Raw genomic sequence first — 22,383 nt, 5'->3', positions numbered from 1 at the left:
AACAGTATGTAAAAATCCAGTTAATATGAACTTATATAACTTATATGGTTCAAAAACGTTAAAATTAATTTAAATAATGTGTTTTAGCTCATCGTAAAACCTCACTAAATCAAGGACTTTTGAAAATAAACGTCAAAACACTTGACAACGCCTATCTCACAATCGTATATTTGCAGGCGATTTAAAATTTTAGATAAAAAAATCTAAGATTGATATTTTAAAATCTAACTTCAAATATGAAATTATCACACTTCAATTTCAATTTACCGAAAGAACTTTTAGCTGAATTCCCGGCAGAAAATAGAGATGAATCTCGTTTAATGGTAATTGACCGTCAAAAACAGACTATAGAACATAAAATGTTTAAAGATGTTATCAACTATTTTGATGACGGAGACGTTTTAATTCTTAACAATACAAAAGTTTTCCCTGCACGTTTGTACGGAAACAAAGAAAAAACTGGAGCAAGAATTGAGGTTTTCTTATTAAGAGAATTAAATTCAGAGCAGCGTCTTTGGGACGTTTTAGTAGATCCGGCTAGAAAAATCCGTATCGGTAATAAACTTTATTTTGGTGACGACGATTCGTTAGTTGCTGAGGTAATCGATAATACAACTTCTCGTGGTAGAACATTACGTTTCTTATACGATGGTTCTTATGAAGAATTCAGAAACAAATTGACAGAACTTGGAGAAACTCCAATTCCTAAATACATCAACAGAGAAGTTACTGCTGAAGATGCTGAAAGATACCAAACTATCTACGCAAAAGAAGAAGGAGCTGTAGCGGCACCAACTGCTGGTTTACACTTTTCAAAACACCTTTTGAAAAAATTAGAAATCAAAGGAGTAAATTTTGCTGAAGTAACTTTACACGTTGGTTTAGGAACTTTCAATCCAGTTGAGGTTGAAGATTTATCTAAACACAAAATGGATTCAGAAGAATTGATTATCAATCAACAAGCTTGTGATATCGTAAACGAAGCAAAAGCAAAGAAAAAACGTATTTGTGCAGTAGGAACAACTTCTATGCGTGCAATTGAAAGTTCTGTTTCTTCTGCAAACACTTTGAATCCTTACGAAGGATGGACAAATAAATTTATTTTCCCTCCTCACGATTTCAGTATTGCAAACTGTATGATTACGAATTTTCACACACCAAAATCAACATTATTAATGATGATTTCTGCTTTCTGTGGACATGATTTAATGAAAAAAGCATACGACGAAGCAATTAAAGAAGGATACAAATTCTATTCTTACGGAGATGCAATGTTAATTCTTTAATTAGAATTTATCTTATAAAGAAACCCGACAAGTTTTTAAAACCTGTCGGGTTTTTTATTTTTTGATAGTTTGTTTCAAGTTTCAGGTTTCATGTTAATATGCTTTGTGTGGTTTAACCGCAAAGTTCGCAAGGATTTTTTATCAAGGCTAACGTTTACAAACGCTAAGTTCGCAAAGCTTTGCGTTCTTTTACATTTGGCAAACACAAACTGAGCAAAAAAACTTGCGAACTTTGCGGTTAAACCACACAAAGCATATTAACATGAAACTTGAAACCTGAAACAAAACAAAACAAACAAAATTTGTTATTTTAGCACACAAAACAAAAACAATGACTTTTCAAAATACACGCGAATTTGCACGAGAGCTAGATTCGAAAGACACACTAAATCATTATCAAGATGAATTCATTTTTCCTAAAGTAAATGACAAACGAGTTATCTATTTCACCGGAAACTCGCTAGGATTACAGCCAAAACGTACAAAAGCCTATATAGACGAAATAATGACCGACTGGGCAGAACTAGCTGTTGAAGGTCATTTTTATGCAGAGAAACCTTGGTGGGATTATCAGGAAAGATTTGCAGAACCGTTGAGTAAAATTGTTGGAGCACTTCCATCAGAAGTTACGGTTATGAATACTTTGACTGTAAACCTTCATTTACTGATGGTTTCTTTTTATCAGCCAAAAGGCAAACGATATAAAATTATCTGCGAAGAAAAAGCATTTCCTTCTGATCAATATATGTTTCAAAGTCAGGTTCATTTTCATGGATACAAACCAGAAGATGCCATTGTAGAAATTAAACGCCGAGAAGGAGAACACAATATTCGCCTGGAAGATGTTTTAGCAAAAATTGAAGAAGTTGGTGATGAACTGGCTTTAGTTTTAATTGGCGGAGTAAATTATTATACCGGACAAGTTTTCGACATTAAAACGATTACGGCTGCTGGACACAAAGCCGGAGCAAAAGTAGGATGGGATTTAGCACACGCCGCTGGAAATATCAAACTGGAACTTCACGACTGGAATGTAGATTTCGCTGCTTGGTGCAGTTATAAATATATGAATTCAGGACCAGGAAATGCTTCTGGGGCTTTTGTTCACGAAAGACATCATAACGATCCGGATTTACCGCGATTTGCAGGCTGGTGGGGACATAACAAAGAACGCCGTTTTAAAATGGAACCTAACTTTGATCCCGTTCACGGAGCAGGCGGATGGCAGATTAGTAATCTTCCGGTTTTATCTTTAGCGCCGTATTTAGCGTCTGTAGAAATGTTTGCTGAGGTTGGAATGGATGCTTTAATTGCAAAACGTGATCATATCACATCTTACTTAGAATTTATTCTACACGAAATTGATAAAGAAGTTGCTGGTAATTTTGAAATTATTACACCTTCAAACCCAATCGAAAGAGCTTCGCAATTATCTGTTTTTCTGCATGGTGAAGGAAGAAGCTTATTCGATTATTTAATGAAAAACGGAGTAATTACAGATTGGCGTGAACCAAATGTAATTCGTTTGGCACCAGTTCCTTTATATTGCTCTTATGAAGACATGTATGATTTCGGACAAATTTTGAAAAAAGGAATTTTAGGGAAGTAAGAGTTCATTAATCTCGCAAAGTCGCAGAGGCGCAAAGTTTTTTTTGCCACAGATTAAGAGGATTAAAAAGATTTTTTTTTCAATTGCCTCCAGCTTTAGCTGGAGGTATTAAAGATGAAATTTGAAAAGGCTTTAGCCAAACGCATAGTTTGGCTAAAGCCTTTTTCTGTTGATCATTTTTTCATCCAGCTGAAGCTGGACGCTATTGAACTTAGAAAGATTAATCCGCTTAATCTGTAAAATCTGCGGGAAAAATTCCCAACACATTTATTGAAATCTTTTTAATCCTTTCAATCTGTGGCAAAAAAACTTTGCGACTCTGCGACTTTGCGAGATTAAAACATTCAGCTTTGAATAAAAACTCTGCGAGCAAAACACCAAATCTTCTAATCATATAACGTTTCTCAAAAATCATGTAATAATCGGTACAGTATATATTCCGTATTTTGTAGTGTATAATTTTAAAAACTATAATCATGAAAGGCTTATATATAATATTAGCGGCAATACTTATCACTTCTTGTCAAAATCAAAGCAAAGAAGATATAAACAAAGCCAAACAAGCCAGTATTGATTCAATGAAAGTTGAGATTAACAAACAGCGTGTTATCGATTCAATGAAGACAGAAATGGCGAAGATAAAAGAAGAGCAGAAAGTTGAATCTCAAAAAGTTGTTGTTGTACATCAAAATGATGGAACAGCGACAGCCGCGCCTGCAAAAAAGAAAGGATGGAGTGCCACTGCTAAAGGTGCTGTAATTGGTGCCGGAGTAGGTGCTGCAACCGGAGCAATTGTCAGTAAGAAAAAAGGTGAAGGTGCCATTATCGGTGGTTTAGCCGGAGCTGCATTAGGAACTGGTACTGGTGCTGTCATTGACAGCAAGAACAAGAAGAAAGAATAGATTTTAACTATATATTAAAAACGCCGATTTAGATTTTCTAAATCGGCGTTTTGTTTTATACTATTCAGGTTTCGGAATCTGGATCGCATTTAATTCTGATTTATAAAAATCGAATTGATTTTTGATTTTTTCTTCCTCGGTTTTAAAATAAAAAGTGGAAGAAAATAGATTCTGATAATATTCGATTCCTTCTAAAATATTCGTTTTAAAAGAATTCCATTTTTTTAGCTGCATTGCGGTTACTTCTCCAGAAATCATTTCAATTTCATTTCTAAAATAATCCACATACATTTTTAATTCCTTCACAAATAAATTCGGGCGATCTGTTCTTAAAACTGATTTTCCCTGATAAATGTGCTGTACCATTTCTTTTAAAGAAACTTCCTGATCAAAATAAGCCAGATTTGGCCCCGGACAAATTACGACGCCTTGTGCCTGACCTTTTACTTTAATATCATTTTCAAGATAAGAAGCATTTGCCAAACCGACACACAAACATGACTTTTCTGTTATTTTGATTTTGTTTTTTTCAAATGCATTGGCAGATAAAGTATTTTTTATACTTTCTAATTCTTCCAGTTTAATATCCTGATATTTTTTAGATGCTGTACAAATTCCATGCGGATCGTATTCTTTACTTAATGCTAAAAATTTCTTTGGGCAGGAACTTCCGGCTTTATTCTCGTGAATTCTTTTTTGTTTTAAAAATTCATTTGTTGTGCCTTTTAAAGTATTAAACGGAACTCCCAAAGGTGAAATATTACTCAAATAAAAATCATCTTCTTTGGCATTCATCAACAAACTTCGAGTTTCCTGATCTACAGAAGTTGCTTCGGGAACTAATAAAAATGGAGATCCCCAACCAACAGAATCTACCTGATATTCTTCTAATAAAAATTCATGTTCTTCTGCGGTTCCAACTCCGCCCTGAACGGTAATTTTTAAGTCTAAAGGGTTTTCTGGAAAAGCTTGATTTTTTAGCTGTAAAGCTTTAATCATTAAATCATGAGCCGATTGTATCAATTGCTCTTTTTTCTGCTTGAATTCCTCTAAAATCGTCCCTAATAACAGTCCGTCAGTTGCAAATGCGTGACCGCCGCAGTTTAATCCGGATTCAATTCGGTATTCAGAAACCCAAAGTCCTTTTTTAGCCAGGAAATTTCCCTGAATCATAGCCGATCTAAAATCACTTACTTTTAGGATAATTTTCTTTTTAAGTCCGTTATTTTCATTTGGGAAAAAATCTTTGAAATTTTCGAAGTAACCGAACAATCTCGGATTCATTCCGGCAGAAAGCACAACAGACGATTCTAAATTACTGTTTGCAAAACCTCTTAAAGCTGCGTGAGCGTCATTAAACTCAATGGGAAGTTGTTCGTTTTTAACGAAATTATCTTTGTCCAGTTTTGTCATAATGTTAACGTCGATTTCACCGGGGAAAAGATTTGTTTCGATATAATTCTGAATGTTTTCTTTAAAAGCAATTCCATCGTCCAATAAATTCTGAAATCCTTTTTTAATGTCAGAAGTATTAGGCAGCATCGACATGAAATTTTCAAGAGCTGTTTTGCTTTCTGTCAATTCAGTTTTGAAATTTCCGAATTTTTCTTTTACGATTTTGTCGACTAAATTTAAGTAAGAAGTGATTCTCTCTGCACGATAGTCATGAAATTTTTGTGTGATTTCTTCGTACGGAATATTGAATTTTGTGCTGTAAAAGTTACGCATCTTCTCAATCAAATCATCATCAGCGAGAGCAATAACAGATGAAATCCCATATTGCGCCACGCGAATTGGGCTGTCAATTGTATATGCAAGACCCATCACCGGAATATGAAAAGTGTGTAAAGGTATTTTTGCCATTTGTTTTCAGATTAAAATAAAGGCAAATATTGAAAAAAGGATTTTTTTAAAAGCTGATAATTGTCAGGTTTGTGGGTTGGTTGCCACGAATTACACGAATTACACGAATTACACGAATTACACGAATTACACGAATTTTTATTCGCAAGATTTTAAAATTAATTCGTGAAAATTCGTGTAATTCGTGGCGAAAAAAATACGAATCAAAAATAACATAGCCCGTGGTTTCAACCACGGGGAACGTATTGTAAGAATGCGTTATGGGATTTCTTTGCGGAAATGCCTTGTGTTGCTGCGGTTGAAACCGCAGGCTATATTGACGAGGTGCATTTATATCAAAATCTTCTTCAAAGACTCAGCAATACTTCTCCATAAAAAGTTATAGAATGATTTTTCCTGAATTCTTTCAATTTCGACATCGGCGGTTTTGGCTTTGTCTTTTGAGTCATTTTTGACAAGCAAATTAGCGATTGCAGATTTTAGTTTGGCTTCTTTTTCGGGATTTTTCTTTTTATATAATTTCACTTTAAGATCGTCATAATCTAAAGAAGCATTTCCTTTTGAAATATTGTCATTTCCGTAGAAATTAAAACGGTATTTATTAAAAACTCCAGTGAAAGAAGCATTCATATACGGTTTGCTGAATTGTCCCATCGCTCTTACATCAAAATTGGAAATTACACCCTGAATATGAAAACCGTCATTTTTATCCAGAACATTAAAACTCCAGTCAACATCAAGAGGCGAAGTTTTCATGAAAATACATTTCACTTTGATTTTGACATCATCGGTTTTTTTGAGACCAAAACCACTTCGCAGATTTGTTGCCTGCAAATTGAATTTATCAAAATTTAAAACTCCGGGACCTTTGGAAAAATCAATTTCTTCTTCGTAAACCAATTTAGATTTCAGAACCTGTAAAGTATCAATTTGAAGTGGGAATTTTATATTTCGTAATAAATGATTGTACAGATATTTTTTACTCAAATCGTCTTTCGGCATTTTTCCACGATAAATATTGGCATCAAAATGATTGATAACAAGTGAATTTGCTTTAAAGAAAAAACGATCATTTTTAAAACCCCAATCCATTTTTGAAACTTGAGCCGAATCAAATTTCAGCGTATAAATATCTTTTTCTTTATCTAGATGCTTAATAAAATTCGGTCGGTTAAATTGCGGAAGATTAGAGAAATTATTAATTTTTAAAAAGTTTTTCTCGGTACTTATTTTTCCAATGTTGATATGATAAAAAGCACTTGGTCTATAAAATAAACTATCAATAACTAAGGCATAACTTTTATACTGTAGAGGAATTTTTTCTTTTAAAGTAGCATCTGTAAGCAGAATTCCTTCTAATTTCAGAATGATTTTTTTGATGCTGAAAATAGGTTTTTGAGTATCTAAAGAAACAACATCAATTGTTCCGTCATTTAAGTAAATATTCGAAACGGCTACAATTTTACGGAAAGGTTCAAAGATTTCGCTTTTAATGCTTTTACTGTTGTTCAATAATTTTTCGCCCTTTTTGTATAAAATCACTCTGGGTTTATTGATGATAATACTTTCGGCCTGGATAATATCGCGGAAAGCCAAATCCCAAATATTAAAATGTTTGATTGTAATAGATTCAATTTTAGAGAAGAGCCCATTTTTGCTGTCTTTCGGCTGATTCTTCGGACTTACTAATAATGTCTCTGCGTAGATATTTCGGGAAAAAAGAGAAACTTCAATTTTTTCGTAATTGATATTATAAACGGTTTTATTTTTTTCGTGAATAATAATCGGAAGCTGTTTTTTAATCCAGTAATTCAGCCCAATGTTAGCCAAAATCACAAGCAGGAAAAGAGAAATTACACCGATTGCTATTTTTTTATATATTGACATTTATAAGATTGATTTTAAATACATAAATTTAGGCTTTAAAAAAGGAGGATTATTACATTATTCTTCTTTTTGGTTACATCATTTTACAAACATCACGGTTTATACTTTTGCAAAATATGAGAAGATTTAAAAAATTTCTGTTGGTTTTGGTACTGCTTATTGTTGTGCTTGGAATAGGTTTATGTGCTTATATTTTTCATTTGAAACCCAAGTATGAAGGCGAGATAGAATTGAAAAATCTTGAAAAGGAAACCACAGTATATTTTGATGAATACGGTGTTCCTCATATTTATGCCGATTCTGAAAAAGATGCCATGACGGCACTTGGATATGTTCACGCGCAGGAAAGATTATGGCAGATGGAATTGCTTCGCAGAATTGCGCCGGGAAAATTATCAGAAATCTTCGGATCTGTTGCGCTTAAAAATGATAAGTTTTTTGCGGGAATTGGTATTGAAGAAGCTTCGGCGAAAGCCATTGCTAAATTGGACAAAAACAGTGAAAGTTATAAATTGACACAAGCGTATCTGGACGGAATAAATCAATATTTAGAAGAAGGAACGACGCCGGTTGAGTTTACATTGGTTGGAGTGAAAAAAGAAAAATTCACCATAAAAGATGTTTACAATATCTTCGGATATATGTCTTTTAGTTTTGCAATGGCTCAAAAAACAGATCCTTTATTGACTGATATTCGAAATAAATACGGAATTGAATATTTAAAAGATTTAGGAATTGAAGGCGAATTCAATAATACGCAAATCAAAAGTTCAAAAGAAAATATTGAAGATTATACCGCTGTTTCGAAATCAATTACGGCGCTGTTGGACAAATCGCCAATTCCGCCATTTATAGGAAGTAACAGCTGGGTTGCGGGACCGCATAAAACAAAAAGCGGAAAAGTAATTTTTGCCAATGATCCGCATATTGGGTTTTCGCAGCCTGCGACTTGGTACGAAGCACATATTGTAACTCCGAAACATGAATTGTACGGCTGTTATTTGGCTGGAACTCCGTTTCCGTTATTGGCGCACAATCGTGATTATGCTTATGGTTTAACGATGTTTGAAAATGATGACATTGATTTTTATCAGGAAAAAAGCAAAGAGGGAGATTCGAATCAATATCAAACTCCAACGGGTTTTTCGAATTACGAAATCAGAAAAAAAACAATTAAAGTAAAAGATACTTCGGATGTTGTGCTGACAATTAAGTCAAGCCCACACGGGCCAATTATGAATGATTTACTGGAACGATTGGATCGTAAACATCCAATTGCAATGTTGTGGACATATACGCATCAGCCTATTCAAATTCTGGATGCTGCTTATGGTCTTTCGCATGCTAAAAACAAAGACGATTTTAAAAAGGCTGCCAGCTTAATTGCTGCGCCGGGATTAAATGTGATGTACGGCGATGCCAAAGGAAATGTGGCTTGGTGGGCGACAGGAAAATTATATAAACATAACAAAGGCGTAAATACTCATTTAATTTTAGACGGTTCAAGCGGGAAAGATGATATTGTAGAATATTTAGATTTTTCGAAAAATCCATCGGCTGAAAATCCGAAATGGGGTTATGTATATTCGGCCAATAATCAGCCAGAACCAATCGATGGATTTTTATATCCGGGATATTACCTGCCAGAAGATCGTGCGAAAAGAATTTCGGGTTTAATGGATGCAAAATCAGATTGGGATAAAGAAGCGATCAGTAAAATGATTTATGATAATACATCAGAAGTTGCAGTTGGAACGGTTCAAAACCTAATTTCAAATATTGATCTTAATTCGATTTCTAAAGAAGAAAAAGAAGCGGTAAAAGTTTTAAAATCCTGGAAGGGAACAACAAATCTGGAAGATGTTGCGCCAACGATTTACAATAAATGGATTTATCTTTATTTGAAAAATACTTTTGAAGACGAAATGGGCGAGGACAATTTTAATATGTTTTTAGGCCTTTCTGTCGGGAAACAAGTTATTGCCAATCAAGTTAAGAATGAAAATTCGGTTTGGTGGGATAATATAAAGACCAAGAATATAAAAGAAACGAGAAAAGACATTGTTTCAAAATCATTTCATGAAGCTATTTCAGATCTTCAAAAACAATTAGGAACTACAATTGCTGATTGGAAATGGGGAGAAGTGCATACTGTTGAACACGAACATCCGTTAGGAAAAGTCGCTGCACTTCGCGGATTATTCAATGTTGGTCCTTTTGCTTCGCCGGGTTCAAATGAAGTAATTAATAATTTATTCTTTGGTTTAAATAATGAAGGAAAGTATTATGTAAAAGGCGGCCCTTCAACCAGAAGAATCGTAGATTTCTCTGATATTGAAAACAGCTGGAGTATTCTGCCAACAGGACAATCAGGAAATCCGTTCAGTAAACATTACAGCGACCAGGCCGAAATGTACAATGCCGGAAAGTTCAGAAAAATGAAATTGAATAAAGAAGAAATTATAAAAACATCGACGAAACTGGTTTTGAAACCAAAAGGGTAGTTTGTTTTGTTTCAAGTTTCAGGTTTCAAGTTTTGGATTACGAAATCTTTGTCAAAGGTTCAAACTTTGACAAAGATGTTGAGACTTAAAAACCTTTGAGCCTTTGTTACTTTGTCCCTTTGAACCTAAACTTAGAACCTTAGCATCTCAGAACCTTAGAACCTTTATTTAGAAATATACTTCCCCTTCACAATATCATTTGCAAAAATATTCAGGTTATTAGTAAGGACTTTACTCGTCGTCATAATATTTTGACTTTGATACGCTGTATCTTTCTCGTATGCTTTTAGCAAAGTTTCCAGTTCAACTTCATCATACACAACAAAAAGATTGTAGATCGCATCTCTAAAGTTTTTGTAATTAATGCTTTCTGTAATTTCCATTGCTTTTTGTTCGTTCCAGCCTTCTTTTGCCGAAGCTTCATTTATTTTAGAAAGGCAATAATCAATTACATAATTTTTGTAATGGGCCGCTTCGACGATTTTATCAATTATGATTTTATTTTGCTGTGAGGGCATTTTTGCAGATGGAGAATTTGTCTGCGAAATACAAATAGTTGGAATTAAAAGGCATAGAAATAAAGCCAGAAAAGCGTGCTTTTTTAGATTTTTCATAGGTTATTTTAGTTGTTTTGGGTACGGCTAAAATAATATTTTTTATGATAAATCATAAAGTTTGAATGTTACAAGTTATAACAAAAAGAACTCCGATAAAAAAGATTTTGAATCGATTTTATCGGAGTTTATTTTAAGAGATTTTCTAAAAATTATTTCGCTTTATTTTTTGAAAGTTCTTCTAGTACTTTTTTACCATTTTCGTTTGAAGGATCCAATTCAACTGATTTTGAATAATTGGCAAAAGCCAGTTTTTTATCGCCATCGGCTAAATAAGCTTCGCCTAAACTATCATAAACATTTCCTGATTTTGGAAAAGCTTCTACATTAATTTTAAAAACTTCAATTGCTTCTTTCTTTTTTCCGGCTTGCAATAATTGGTAACCTGCATTATTCATGTCGCCTTCCTTAATACCATAAGTTGAATCGGCTTTTAATTTCTTATAAGTATCTATACCTGCAGCAGTACCTTTGGCTTTAAAAACTTCTAAAAGTTCAAGTGCCATTGATCTTTTAGCTTGATTATAGGGCTGATTGTATAAAATATTACGAATAGCTTCATTCATTTCGCCTAAAACTGTTCCGCCGGTATTGTTCAATAAAAGAACTAAATTTTTATCAGCAGGTACGCGGGAAATGATCGTATTAAATCCGTTAATTCCTCCGCCGTGTTCTATAATTTTATATTGCTTATCACCAATTTTTTCTTCAGATAAAAACCAACCGTATCCATAACCTTCATTTCCAAATGAGATATAGGATTTAAATAAAGATTCCATTGATTTTTCTGAAAGTATTTTATTGCCATAAAGCGCCTGATCCCAAAGATATAAATCTTCTACAGTTGAGTATAAAGAACCAGCTGCATATGGAATACTCATGTCAATATAGGAAGAGTTAACATAGTTTTTGCCTTGTTTTTCATAACCGGCAGCTCTGTTTTTAAGGATAATTTCGCTATGATCAAAACCAGTGTTTACCAGTTTTAAAGGTGTAAGGATAGTTTCCTGTAAATACTGTTCGTATGCTTTGCCCGTAATTTTTTCGATAATATAACCCAGTAAAAAGTAACCAGAATTACTATAGTTGAATTTTTCACCTGGTTTAAATTCTAGCGGAAGACTTGAAAATGTTTTTACAAAGTCTTCAGGAGTACTCGGATTACGGCTTTTTTCTCTAAGGAAGTTTGGTACTGAAGTATAATTCGGAATTCCGGATGTATGCGTTAACAAATGATGAATCGTGATTTTGTCTCCGTTTTCTTTTGGATAATCCGGTAAATAAGTTGTGATTGGAACATCTAGTTTTAGTTTTCCTTCTTCAGCCAGTTTTACAATTAAAAACGCTGTGAATTGCTTGCTGATAGAACCTAATCTAAATTTAGTGTCGGGCTGGTTTGGAATATTCCATTCCATATTAGCTTGGCCAAAACCTTTTTTAAAGATAATTTTTCCATTTTCTGCCACCAATGCCGAACCGTTAAATTGTCCGTATTCAGTGTATTTGCTTAAAAGATCGTCAATTTGTTTGGCTTTATCTTGTGCATAAATGCTTATTGCAGAAAACTGTATCAGTACACAGAGCGCAATTAGTTTGATTGATTTTTTCATGATTGATAATTATGGTTTTAGGGTTAGTGAAATGATTCGTTTTTGATTGATGATTGAAACCTTCTAACAATTAGAGATTCAATAAACGAAATCGAAAGTACGATTTTTTTTACTTGAATAAATCTACGTGCTTAAAATGTTAGACGATTGAATTACAATTTGGTTTCAACATTCATCGATTTTTTTCATTCACTTTACTAAAAAGAATTTGAGCATCAACTAAGGACTAGTTTTTATAAGGTCTATGTTCATAACTCACAATTCGTTTTAATTTCCAATCTGTACCAGTTCTTTCCCAAATATGAACAAATTTCCCGGTTCCTTTTGGAACGCCATCAACATAAAAGGTATGTTCTCCTAATTGTACAGCTCCAAAATCGCCTAATTTATCAATGGTACAGGAATTTAATTTTCTGGTTAATTTTTTCGGACTCTCGCATTTTGAAATCAGAGACTTGATTTCATTTGCCTGAGATATGTTCAATCCAGAGCGGTCATCGTAAAATTCCACATCTTCTGAAATTATTTTTTTAAAGAGTGCCGCATCACATTGATTGAATGCAACATCAAAAAGTAAACTGTCCATTTTAATAATTTCAGTTTTTAGAAGATCCATTTTTAAAACCTCTGAATTGGTTTGCGCAATAGCTTCTCTTCTTAAAAATAACATGAAGAGAACTAATATGTTGATCATTTTTGGCATAACATTAGTCTTTATAATATTGATTTTCAGTGAAATTACTTCGTTTCAATATCGATTAGTTTTTGCCCATTTTCGCCAAGATAATGCAAGAGTAAATCTTTGTATACTTTATAGCCGTCATCAACATTGGTAAAAATAATAAGACCTTGTTTTGTTTTTGGAAGTATAAAAAAGAGAGTTTGAACGCCCTTATCTGCGCCGCCGTGTGATAAAGCATATTCTCCGTTTCCGAAATCATAAATTTCAAAACCCAGACCAAAATATTTATCTTTTTTAGTAGTAATCTGATGCGCGTTCATGTCATCAAATACTTTTTTGCTTAAACCATCGCTGTTTAAAACACTGCAAAGAAATTTTCCGTAATCTTCAATTGTGGTCAATAAATCGTCGGCAGCGTTTGCAGTTTTGTTTTTTGTTGGTTCATATGCATTTCCCTTGTTGTCATAATTAATTGCATATCTCGAAAGATCAATTTTATCATTCCAAACAAGCTGTGAATCATTCATTTTTATCGGCTCAAAAACCAATTCAGCTGCTAATTGTTCTAATGTTTTATGGAATTTTTTCTCTAACGCTTTTCGCAGATATTCAAAACCTTCGCCAGAATATTGATATTTTGTTCCGGGTTTGAATTTAAAATCCAGTTTTCCAGATTCGTTTAAAAATCTCCAGTTTGGGAAACCAGTTTGGTGCGTTAAAACAATTCTCGTTGTAAGCAATTTTAAATACGGATCATTTGCAATATCAGGATCTGTCCAATATTTATAAAGCGGTTCGTCAAGATCCCATTTCCCTGAACTTACTAATTTTAAAGTGGTAATTGCAGTTATAGGTTTTGTTAAAGAAGCGACGTTCCAAATGGTATTATATGGCGCGGTAACACCCTTTTTTAGTTCGCCAAAAACTTTTACCTGTTTTAGTTTTCCATCTGTAATAATGCCGATTCCTAAAGCAGGAACTTTATTTTCTTTCAGCCATTTTTCGGTTAAATCGTCATTATCAAAAAGGCTCGATTTCGTTGATGCTGAACTTACCGTTTCATGATCGTAACTAAGAGATCTTGACAATTTCCAAACCTTGTTTTTTAAAAGCCAAACGTGCGTAAATTTTGCTGTACTTCCAAATTGTTCCGGTTTTCCTGCTGAAGTTTCATAAAAACGATGCGTTCCTATTTGTATCGCCCCATATAAAACACCTTTTTTATACATTGGATAAATTTCTGTGCTTCCGTCAACTAATTCTCTTCGCGATTGGTATGTTGCCGGCGATCCGCATAATCCGTTTTTTAAATTATGCAAAAATCGGGTTCTGTCTGAAATGCTGTCTTTGTCGTGAAAAAACTCAAAATCGTCAGTTAGTAAATCTTCAAATTGTTTGATGTTGCAAGTGTTGAAACCAACATTAAAAAGAAGACTGTCTTTTGACATAATGGTTTTGTACAAAGCCGAGTTTTCGGTTTCCTGAGAAAATCCAATTTGGATTTGAAAAAGTAAAATTCCAACTAAAATAAACTTTAATTGAAAAAAAGTGTGATTGATTTTCATTGTGATTGATTGATGATTAATGATTTGCAAAAATACATCAACCAAAACTTGAAAAATAGTATAAAAGCGAAAACTTACCTTTTCTGCGAAAGAAAATACGAATTGGGATCGAACATCTTGGGTGTTGTTTTCGTTACATCTTTAAACTTTTTTATAAAATGCGATTGATCGAAATATTTATTGTACAGTGCGATATCGGTTAGTTTTAGTTTTTCTAAATCAGAATTTACCATTTGATCGATTGATTTTCTGAACTTCAAAATCTGAATGTATTTTTTAATCGTAAGTCCGGTTGCCGTTTTAAATTTAATCTGCAATAATCGCTGCGATGATTTTAAATCTTTACTGATTTCTGACACCGAAATTTCTTCTTGGTTTTTAATGATTTCGCAGATTCTTTCAATTACATTTTTGTTTGGATGTAAAACCGATAATTCTTCAAAATAAACATTTATCGTATTTAATAAAATTTCAATTTCGGCATCAATTTGAATTTTAAAAGGCAATTCTTCAGGATTAATTTTGAGAATAGAATCTGTAAAATTGCTTAAGTCATATTTAGGAAACATCGAAAGCGTCCACGTATGAAACTGTATTATAGTAACTTTAGTTTTCGGCTGGATATTCACCAAAACTTTATTGGTCATTTGCGAACAAAAGTAAATGCCTTCGTTCATTTCATATTTGTTTTTACTGGTATGAACTTCTATAGCGTTCCCAGTTACAATGGCAAGATTAAAACAGCCGTTTGGTAAAACGAGTTTATTTTCGATCAGGCTTTCGCCGATGCTGTTGTCTAAACACCAAATTTTATTGACGAACCTTTCAGCTTTTTGAGTTACGTAATGTTCTGAGTAGAGGTTCATTTTTGGGTATTAGTTTGAATTGTTTCTCTGAAAATTTATTCAAATGTTACTTTCGCGGCATTAATCTTTATTGAATTTACAAGCTCTTTAAACGAATTAAGATATTTATTAAATTCAGCATGATCTTTTGCTGCTAAAACAGCTGTAATAATGGTAGTTTTAGATTCAATAACCAATAAAGCTTCTTCTTTAAAATTAGGATATATGTAGCTTACAACTTTATAACGTCCGGTTAAAAAGTTATCTTTCTTTAAATTTTCAAAGCTGTAATTTAATTCACCAATCTTTATTTCAGGAATATCATTTTTTAATTCCAAACTATTTCCTTCAATCCATAAATCTAAATCAGGCGGTGATTGATAATCTAATCCATAAACATACATATATGTATCGTCGCTGCTATTTTTATCGTCTGGCCTTATTAAAAAAGGAATTTGATCGTTCTCAGCCTGAACCCAGTTTTTAGGGATTTCCAACCTTATTAAATGTTTAGGGCCGGTTAGCATTTTTGACTGTGCATAAAAATTGAAAGATAACAGAATAAGAAGCGCTGCTAAATAAGTTTTAATTTTCATATGATATAGAAGAGAAGATAGATTTATATCAAGCTAATGTATTGCTTTTTTTGTTAAGGACATGAATTGATTTTTACACAAATTCTTCAAAATAATCCCGTTTAGTATGCTGCCATTCTTCTAAAATTATACTATAATAAACATCGTCTTTACTATTTCCTTCAGAATCGATATAATTATTTCTAAATAAACCTTCTTTTAAAGCTCCCAAATTTTCAATAGCTCTTTGTGATCTTAGATTTTCAAGATCGGCGCTGAATTGTATTCTTTTAAATTGAATATTTTCAAAACCAAAATTTAGTAATTCATATTTACAGGCTTTGTTTAAACCAGTTCCCTGAAAATCTTTTCCGTACCAAGTCCAGCCAATTTCACATTTTTGACTCGCATGATTTAAATAGCCATAACGGGTACTTCCGGCAACTCTGTCTGTAGCTTTGTCAATAATGAGAAATGGATAACAAATTCCGTCAGCTTTTTGTTTTAAGGTACTTTGAATATAATTTTCGAAATCTTGATCGTTGCGAACATACATTCCCATATATTTCCAGATTTCGTCATCAAAAATAATTTCTTTGAGTTCAATGTTTCTTTCGCTTTCAAATGGAATTAATAATACTTTTTCATTTTCTAAAATGATTTCTGATTGTAAAATTTCACTGTTCATTGTGGTTATTTAATTGTAATAGGTTAATAGTTTTTCTGTAGCTAAATTACTTCTTTTGAAAATCTAAATAAATCTATTAAAATGAGATTTTGTTATGAAAACGGCTATACATGCCTAATAAATATTGGTATTTAAGGTTAAATATTTGTTGTAATTTAAAGCTTATGTACAATTATTACTTATTTTTACGATCTTATATATTAGATTTTCCCCGATGCAAACTTCACTAAAAATTGCTGTTGTAGGTTCTGGACTTGTAGGATCGCTGTTGGCAATTTATCTTAAAAAAGCAGGTCACACAGTTCATGTTTATGATCGCAGCCCTGATATTCGAAAAATAAATTTTTCTGGCCGTTCTATTAATCTTGCAATGTCTAATCGTGGATGGAAAGCGCTTGACGGTGTTGGAGTTGGAGATGCAGTTCGGGAAATTGCAATTCCTATGGGAAAACGCGCCATTCATTTGGTTGATAAACTCAATTTTCAGAATTATGGACAGGAAGGTGAATCCATTTATTCGATTTCGAGAGGAAAACTAAATAGGAAAATGATTGATTTAGCCGAAAATGCCGGAGCGGAATTTTATTTTGAGCAAAAAATCTGGGATGTAACCTTAAGTGATGCAACTTTGCACATAGGCGAAAGCGAAAGAGGCGAGTGGGAAGAACGAAAATATGATATGGTTTTTGGTGCCGATGGAGCTTTTTCGAGAATCCGACACAGAATGCAGCGTCAGAGTATGTTTAATTATTCGCAGGAATTTTTAAATATGGGTTACAAAGAATTAAATATTCCGGCAAATGCTGACGGAACTCATAAATTAGACAAAAATTCTTTTCATATTTGGCCGAGAGGCGAGTACATGTTAATTGCGCTTCCTAATCTTGACGGAAGTTTTACCTGTACTTTATTTATGCCTTTTGAAGGTAAAAACTCTTTTGAATCGCTTACAGATCGTAAAATGGTAGAAGATTTCTTTGAGAAAAACTTCCCGGATTCGATTGAAGTGATTCCGGAACTGGCAAATGATTTCTTTAAAAATCCAACAAGTACTTTGGTAACCATGAAATGTTTTCCGTGGACTTACGAAGATAAAATTGCTTTGATTGGAGATGCCTGTCACGCCATTGTTCCGTTTTACGGACAAGGAATGAATGCTGGTTTTGAAGATATTACGGTTCTGAACGAAATGATTGATAAATTTGGAAACGACTGGAAAAAGATTTTCTCTGAATATCAAATCTCTCGCAAACCAAATGCCGATGCAATTGCTGAACTTTCATACCGAAATTTCATGGAAATGAGTACCAAAACGGCAGATGAAAAATTCTTATTACAAAAGAAAATAGAAAAAGTATTTTCAGATAAACACCCCGATAAATGGATTCCGCTTTACAGCCGCGTTACTTTTAGTGACCGTCCGTATGCCGAAGCATTAGCAATTGGAGATTTCCAAAACGGAATTATGGAAGAAGTTTTAAAACTGGAAAACATAGAAAATATCTGGGACTCACCAGAAGTTGAAAATAAAATTCTAGAATTGCTGCAGAAAGCATAAATATTTTACACCATATAAGTTATATAAGTTAATATAATGCTTTGCGTATAGTATAAACCCGACAAGTTTTTAAAACCTGTCGGGTTTGGTATTTAGTGACTTAATATAATTCCACATATAAATTAAATGAACTTATATAACTTATATGGTTTAAAATATTTTTTTACTTTTTTAAGAATTTTGATAAAACCCCAAAAACACCTCTTATAAAGGAAGCGCTTGTTACCACTTTCAGTACAGATTTTGTAACAACCTCAGTAGTGCTAGGTTCTGCTTTTGAAGATTTTGTTGGAGCTTCTTCTTCTCTTTGAGCAGCAGCTTCATTTGCATCGGCTATTTTTTTAGATAAGATTTCAAAGGCACTTTCGCGGTCAATTTCTTCACTGTATTTTTTAACTAGTTTCGATTTGCCATTTATTTCTTCAATTTCTGAAGCCGATAAAATATCCATTCGGCTTTGCGGTGCACGCATCATTGTCGCAACAAGCGGGGTTGGAACTCCTTTTTCATTTAGAGCGGTTACCAAAGCCTCTCCAATTCCTAAACTTGTCAGCAATTCATCGGTTTTATAATATTCAGAAGTTGGGTAATTATCGGCTGTTTTTTTAATCGCCTGACGATCATTTGCTGTAAAAGCTCTAAGGGCATGCTGAATTTTTAATCCTAATTGTGCTAAAACACCACTCGGAACATCCATTGGGTTTTGAGTAACAAAATAAACGCCGACACCTTTTGAACGAATTAATTTTACAATCGTTTCAATTTGCTCTAATAACGCTTTGCTGGCTTCATTAAAAATTAAATGCGCTTCGTCTATAAAGATTACTAATTCTGGCTGTTCTGCATCTCCTTTTTCAGGCATTTTTTGATAAATCTCTGCTAAAAGACTTAACATGAAAGTGGAAAATAATTTTGGTTTATCCTGAATATCCGTCAAGCGGATGATATTTACGTAACCTTTTCCGTTTTCGTCAATTCGCATTAAATCATCCGTTTCAAAAGACAATTCGCCAAAAAACAAATCACCGCCTTGCTGTTCCAGTTCAATAATTTTTCTTAGAATCGTTCCGGTGGTTGCGGTTGAAATTTTACCATAACTGGCTGCGATTTCTTCTTTGCCTTCTTCGGTAATATAATTGATAACCTTTTTAATGTCTTTTAAATCTAACAAAGGCATTTGATTGTCATCACAATACTTAAAGATAACCGCCACAACTCCGGCCTGAGTATCATTTAAATCTAAAATTCTCGAAAATAAAACCGGACCAAATTCTGAAACCGTTGCACGCAGACGAACTCCGTTTTGTTTAGACAGCGACATTAATTCAACCGGAAATGCAGCTACATTATAAGGTACGTTTATTTTAGCATGACGTTCTGTAATAAAACCTTCCTCTTTCCCTTCTTTTGCAATACCGCTAAAATCACCTTTAATATCCATCATTAAAACAGGAATTCCGGCATTTGATAACTGCTCAGAAAAAACCTGAATTGTTTTTGTTTTTCCAGTTCCGGTCGCTCCGGCGATAAGACCGTGGCGGTTTAACGTTTTTAAAGGAATCTTGACGTGAGCCTCAGCAATTGCTTCACCATCTAAAATTGCACCGCCCAAAATGATAGAGTCACCTTTAGCAGAATAACCATTGTTTATGTCCTGAATGAAATTATCTTTTTTATTCATGTTTTTATTTGTAATTTAGATGATTATAAGGGTTTTGTTTGATTTTTTAACAATTTATCTGTCTTTTTTTTAGTAGGAAAATGCTTTTTTTGATTGAAATAAACATAAAAAATAAATTCGCAGCTTTTTAAGAAGATTTCAACGGAATGATTGAATATTTACTAAAACGTTGTAATTTTTCTATTATTCGCCTTTTTTTTTGTTTTATCATAAAAATGATGCCGACAAATTAATGAGATATTTTTTAATTTGACGTTAAATTTCCTTCAATAAAATTAAAAAAAGTTTTTTTATTTAAACTAAACGTATAAATTTGCTACCCTACAAGTTAAATATAACTAAAAAATAAAAATTATTTAAAACTATTAAAATTTAAAAAAATGGCAAACGTTAAAGTTAAAAAAGAAAGCACTTCAAATGGGGGAGGAATGATTTCAGGAATCATTATTGTAGCATGTGTTTTTGTTGGTTGGTTAGTTTGGAAATTTGTTATGGGAGCTGAATCTAACTTTGAAGCAGGAAGTTTCAATACAGAGCACCCACACCCAATCAATACTTTAGGAATGGTGTACATGGGAGGATTTATTGTACCAGTATTATTAGGTATGCTTTTAATGGTTGTTGTTTTTTCTATTGAAAGATTCATTGTTATCGGTAAAGCGGCTGGAAAAGCTAATTTAGATGCATTTATGAAAAATGTTCAAGGAAACATTAAAGAAGGAAACATCGAGGCTGCTATCGCTTCATGTGACAAACAACAAGGTTCAGTTGCAAATGCAATTAAATCTGCTTTGATTAAATATCAAGATGTTAAAAAAGAAGGTTTCAATAGTGAAGAAGCTTCAGAAGTAATCCACAAAGAAATCGAAGAGGCAACTTCATTAGAAATGCCAATGTTAGAGAAAAACTTAACTATTATCTCTACTTTAGTATCATTAGGAACATTAGGAGGATTATTAGGAACTGTATCAGGTATGATTAAAGCGTTTGGTGCGTTAGCTTCTGCTGGAACTCCAGATCAGGCTGCTCTTGCAACAGGTATCTCTGAGGCACTTATCAATACTGCAACAGGTATCTCTACTTCTATCTTAGCTATTATTGCTTATAACTTCTTTACAGGTAAAATTGACGATTTAACTTACTCTATCGATGAGGCTGGTGTTACTATCGTAAATACTTACAGAAAATTCAGAGGAAGTTTGAAACAATAATTAATTTTTGATATTTAATAACTAGAATTAATTATATCAAAATAAAATAAAAGAGAATGGCTAAATTAAAAATGAAAAAAAAGTCGACATCGACAGATATGACTGCGATGTGTGATGTTGCATTCCTTTTGCTTACGTTCTTTATTTTGACTGCTACCGCTAAAGTTCCTGAGGCACTGCCTGTTGATACACCTTCTTCTACAGTACTAACTAAATTGCCAGATTCAGATTTAGCAATTATTACTATTGGTAAAGGAAAAGATGGAATTAGCAAAGTGTTTTTTGACATAAAAGGAAGAGAGCTACGTAAACAAACTCTTACTGGTATGGGAGCAAAATTAGGAGTTCAATTTTCAGACGATGATAAAGAGAAATTTGCATTAATGGATGATTTCGGTGTGCCGTTGGGTAATTTGTCACAAATTATTCAAATGAAAGCTGCAGACAGAACTAAAGCTCCTCAACCTGGAATTCCTACAGATTCTTTAAATAATCAGTTAAAAGACTGGTTGTTAGTTTCTAGAAGAGCAGCGATTGATCTAAGCGGAGGAAAAAATGAATTGCAAATTGCGATAAAAGGTGATGCAAAAGAAGATTATCCACAAATCAAAAAAATTATGGATATTTTGCAAGATCAAAAAATCAATTCCTTTAACTTAGTTACAGGTATGAGAGGAAAAGACTTTTAATTAAAAAATATACACTAAAATGGCTGAATTAAATACCGGCGACAGTGGTGGCGGGAAAGGTGGTAAAGTAAGAAGTAAAAAGCAAAACTCTAAAGTAGATTTAACTGCGATGGTGGATTTGGCTTTCTTATTGATCACATTCTTTATGTTGACCACGACGTTGTCTAAACCTCAGGCGATGCCTTTAGGTTTGCCAGATAAAAATGATGACAAAGACCCTTTGAAAAAAGATCTGAAGGTCGATGAGAAGCGTACTATGACTGTTATGATGGGTGAGAATAATAAACTTATCTATTATATGGGATTGATCGATACTCCTATTGCTGGTCCTAAAGATATTGCTTATGGAAAAGATGGGATTCGTAGAGAATTATTAGCTCGTAAAAAATCAGTAATTGAATATACTGGAGATAAAGCTAAAGGAATTATTGTTATCATCAAGCCAGGTAAGAAATCGAAGTATAAGAATCTAGTGGACATTTTGGATGAAATGGCTATCACAGGAGTTGAAACTTATGCTATTGTTAATGATTTTCTTCCTAAAGAAACAGAATTGTTAGAGAAAAAATAATTTTTTATTTTTTTTATAACCTAATAATCAAGAAAAATGAAAT

18 protein-coding genes are annotated in these 22,383 nt (G+C 33.2%); 8 read left to right on the top strand and 10 right to left on the bottom strand.

The window, feature by feature from the left end; all coding sequences use genetic code 11:
- The first annotated feature begins 236 nt into the window (after positions 1 to 236).
- The 3 genes from queA (at position 237) to B3C18_RS23300 (ending at position 3,797) form a co-directional block, all read left to right on the top strand.
- Complete coding sequence (gene queA, locus B3C18_RS23310; protein ID WP_053472529.1) at positions 237 to 1,286, top strand: tRNA preQ1(34) S-adenosylmethionine ribosyltransferase-isomerase QueA; 1,050 nt, start codon at positions 237 to 239, stop codon at positions 1,284 to 1,286.
- Positions 1,287 to 1,617: 331 nt separating this feature from the next.
- Complete coding sequence (gene kynU, locus B3C18_RS23305; protein WP_291152506.1) at positions 1,618 to 2,895, top strand: kynureninase; 1,278 nt, start codon at positions 1,618 to 1,620, stop codon at positions 2,893 to 2,895.
- Positions 2,896 to 3,371: 476 nt separating this feature from the next.
- Positions 3,372 to 3,797: a YMGG-like glycine zipper-containing protein gene (locus B3C18_RS23300; RefSeq protein WP_291152504.1), complete on the top strand. Its 426-nt coding sequence runs from the start codon at positions 3,372 to 3,374 to the stop codon at positions 3,795 to 3,797.
- 60 nt (positions 3,798 to 3,857) lie between these two features.
- On the opposite strand, the gene B3C18_RS23295 is transcribed toward B3C18_RS23300, so the two are convergent.
- Positions 3,858 to 5,660 (bottom strand): hypothetical protein, encoded by a 1,803-nt coding sequence (locus tag B3C18_RS23295; protein ID WP_291152503.1) that lies wholly within the window; start codon positions 5,658 to 5,660, stop codon positions 3,858 to 3,860.
- A 330-nt stretch (positions 5,661 to 5,990) separates the two neighbouring features.
- On the bottom strand, positions 5,991 to 7,547 hold the full coding sequence (locus B3C18_RS23290) for a hypothetical protein (RefSeq protein WP_291152502.1): 1,557 nt from the start codon (positions 7,545 to 7,547) through the stop codon (positions 5,991 to 5,993).
- Positions 7,548 to 7,663: 116 nt separating this feature from the next.
- Here B3C18_RS23290 and B3C18_RS23285 point away from each other — a divergent pair, with 116 nt between their 5' ends.
- A complete protein-coding gene (locus tag B3C18_RS23285) occupies positions 7,664 to 10,051 on the top strand; it encodes a penicillin acylase family protein (protein ID WP_291152500.1) in 2,388 nt (795 codons plus the stop codon).
- Between the two features lie 164 nt (positions 10,052 to 10,215).
- Here B3C18_RS23285 and B3C18_RS23280 read toward each other — a convergent pair whose 3' ends face one another.
- From B3C18_RS23280 to B3C18_RS23250, 7 genes are all read right to left on the bottom strand, one after another.
- Entirely contained in the window at positions 10,216 to 10,665 is a 450-nt protein-coding gene (locus B3C18_RS23280; RefSeq protein WP_291152495.1) for a hypothetical protein, read from the bottom strand.
- A 152-nt stretch (positions 10,666 to 10,817) separates the two neighbouring features.
- A complete protein-coding gene (locus B3C18_RS23275; protein ID WP_291152491.1) occupies positions 10,818 to 12,275 on the bottom strand; it encodes a serine hydrolase in 1,458 nt (485 codons plus the stop codon).
- A 226-nt stretch (positions 12,276 to 12,501) separates the two neighbouring features.
- The gene (locus B3C18_RS23270; RefSeq protein ID WP_291152488.1) at positions 12,502 to 12,969 is read right to left on the bottom strand and encodes a nuclear transport factor 2 family protein; all 468 of its coding nucleotides are present in this window, start codon (positions 12,967 to 12,969) and stop codon (positions 12,502 to 12,504) included.
- A gap of 44 nt (positions 12,970 to 13,013) precedes the next feature.
- Positions 13,014 to 14,522: a class A beta-lactamase-related serine hydrolase gene (locus B3C18_RS23265; RefSeq protein WP_291152486.1), complete on the bottom strand. Its 1,509-nt coding sequence runs from the start codon at positions 14,520 to 14,522 to the stop codon at positions 13,014 to 13,016.
- Positions 14,523 to 14,596: 74 nt separating this feature from the next.
- On the bottom strand, positions 14,597 to 15,388 hold the full coding sequence (locus B3C18_RS23260) for a helix-turn-helix domain-containing protein (RefSeq protein WP_291152483.1): 792 nt from the start codon (positions 15,386 to 15,388) through the stop codon (positions 14,597 to 14,599).
- A gap of 35 nt (positions 15,389 to 15,423) precedes the next feature.
- Entirely contained in the window at positions 15,424 to 15,864 is a 441-nt protein-coding gene (locus B3C18_RS23255) for a hypothetical protein (RefSeq protein WP_291152481.1), read from the bottom strand.
- 172 nt (positions 15,865 to 16,036) lie between these two features.
- A complete protein-coding gene (locus B3C18_RS23250; RefSeq protein WP_291152479.1) occupies positions 16,037 to 16,630 on the bottom strand; it encodes a GNAT family N-acetyltransferase in 594 nt (197 codons plus the stop codon).
- A gap of 214 nt (positions 16,631 to 16,844) precedes the next feature.
- Between B3C18_RS23250 and B3C18_RS23245 the strand changes: the two genes are divergently transcribed.
- Positions 16,845 to 18,188: an FAD-dependent oxidoreductase gene (locus B3C18_RS23245; protein ID WP_291152477.1), complete on the top strand. Its 1,344-nt coding sequence runs from the start codon at positions 16,845 to 16,847 to the stop codon at positions 18,186 to 18,188.
- A 163-nt stretch (positions 18,189 to 18,351) separates the two neighbouring features.
- Here B3C18_RS23245 and B3C18_RS23240 read toward each other — a convergent pair whose 3' ends face one another.
- Entirely contained in the window at positions 18,352 to 19,869 is a 1,518-nt protein-coding gene (locus tag B3C18_RS23240; protein ID WP_291152474.1) for a helicase HerA-like domain-containing protein, read from the bottom strand.
- Between the two features lie 380 nt (positions 19,870 to 20,249).
- Between B3C18_RS23240 and B3C18_RS23235 the strand changes: the two genes are divergently transcribed.
- Genes B3C18_RS23235 through B3C18_RS23225 form a run of 3 tightly spaced genes read left to right on the top strand, consistent with a single transcriptional unit; the run spans position 20,250 to position 22,340 of the window.
- Entirely contained in the window at positions 20,250 to 21,080 is an 831-nt protein-coding gene (locus B3C18_RS23235; RefSeq protein WP_291152471.1) for a MotA/TolQ/ExbB proton channel family protein, read from the top strand.
- Positions 21,081 to 21,136: 56 nt separating this feature from the next.
- On the top strand, positions 21,137 to 21,769 hold the full coding sequence (locus B3C18_RS23230) for an ExbD/TolR family protein (RefSeq protein WP_291152468.1): 633 nt from the start codon (positions 21,137 to 21,139) through the stop codon (positions 21,767 to 21,769).
- A 19-nt stretch (positions 21,770 to 21,788) separates the two neighbouring features.
- Positions 21,789 to 22,340: an ExbD/TolR family protein gene (locus tag B3C18_RS23225; protein ID WP_291152465.1), complete on the top strand. Its 552-nt coding sequence runs from the start codon at positions 21,789 to 21,791 to the stop codon at positions 22,338 to 22,340.
- The last annotated feature ends 43 nt before the right edge of the window (positions 22,341 to 22,383 follow it).

Source organism: Flavobacterium sp. UBA7680 (genome assembly GCF_002482975.1).
Lineage (GTDB): Bacteria > Bacteroidota > Bacteroidia > Flavobacteriales > Flavobacteriaceae > Flavobacterium.
Note: the sequence above shows the minus strand (reverse complement) of the source record. Positions and strands in the feature narration are given on the sequence as shown.

Coding starts and splice junctions, on each gene's coding strand:
- B3C18_RS23260 (WP_291152483.1), bottom strand. CDS start 15,388: ATGAACCTCTACTCAGAACATTACGTAACTCAAAAAGCTGAAAGGTTC.
- B3C18_RS23225 (WP_291152465.1), top strand. CDS start 21,789: ATGGCTGAATTAAATACCGGCGACAGTGGTGGCGGGAAAGGTGGTAAA.
- B3C18_RS23300 (WP_291152504.1), top strand. CDS start 3,372: ATGAAAGGCTTATATATAATATTAGCGGCAATACTTATCACTTCTTGT.
- B3C18_RS23295 (WP_291152503.1), bottom strand. CDS start 5,660: ATGGCAAAAATACCTTTACACACTTTTCATATTCCGGTGATGGGTCTT.
- B3C18_RS23250 (WP_291152479.1), bottom strand. CDS start 16,630: ATGAACAGTGAAATTTTACAATCAGAAATCATTTTAGAAAATGAAAAA.
- B3C18_RS23275 (WP_291152491.1), bottom strand. CDS start 12,275: ATGAAAAAATCAATCAAACTAATTGCGCTCTGTGTACTGATACAGTTT.
- B3C18_RS23245 (WP_291152477.1), top strand. CDS start 16,845: ATGCAAACTTCACTAAAAATTGCTGTTGTAGGTTCTGGACTTGTAGGA.
- B3C18_RS23265 (WP_291152486.1), bottom strand. CDS start 14,522: ATGAAAATCAATCACACTTTTTTTCAATTAAAGTTTATTTTAGTTGGA.
- B3C18_RS23230 (WP_291152468.1), top strand. CDS start 21,137: ATGGCTAAATTAAAAATGAAAAAAAAGTCGACATCGACAGATATGACT.
- B3C18_RS23280 (WP_291152495.1), bottom strand. CDS start 10,665: ATGAAAAATCTAAAAAAGCACGCTTTTCTGGCTTTATTTCTATGCCTT.
- B3C18_RS23290 (WP_291152502.1), bottom strand. CDS start 7,547: ATGTCAATATATAAAAAAATAGCAATCGGTGTAATTTCTCTTTTCCTG.
- B3C18_RS23235 (WP_291152471.1), top strand. CDS start 20,250: ATGGCAAACGTTAAAGTTAAAAAAGAAAGCACTTCAAATGGGGGAGGA.
- queA (WP_053472529.1), top strand. CDS start 237: ATGAAATTATCACACTTCAATTTCAATTTACCGAAAGAACTTTTAGCT.
- B3C18_RS23285 (WP_291152500.1), top strand. CDS start 7,664: ATGAGAAGATTTAAAAAATTTCTGTTGGTTTTGGTACTGCTTATTGTT.
- B3C18_RS23270 (WP_291152488.1), bottom strand. CDS start 12,969: ATGATCAACATATTAGTTCTCTTCATGTTATTTTTAAGAAGAGAAGCT.
- kynU (WP_291152506.1), top strand. CDS start 1,618: ATGACTTTTCAAAATACACGCGAATTTGCACGAGAGCTAGATTCGAAA.
- B3C18_RS23240 (WP_291152474.1), bottom strand. CDS start 19,869: ATGAATAAAAAAGATAATTTCATTCAGGACATAAACAATGGTTATTCT.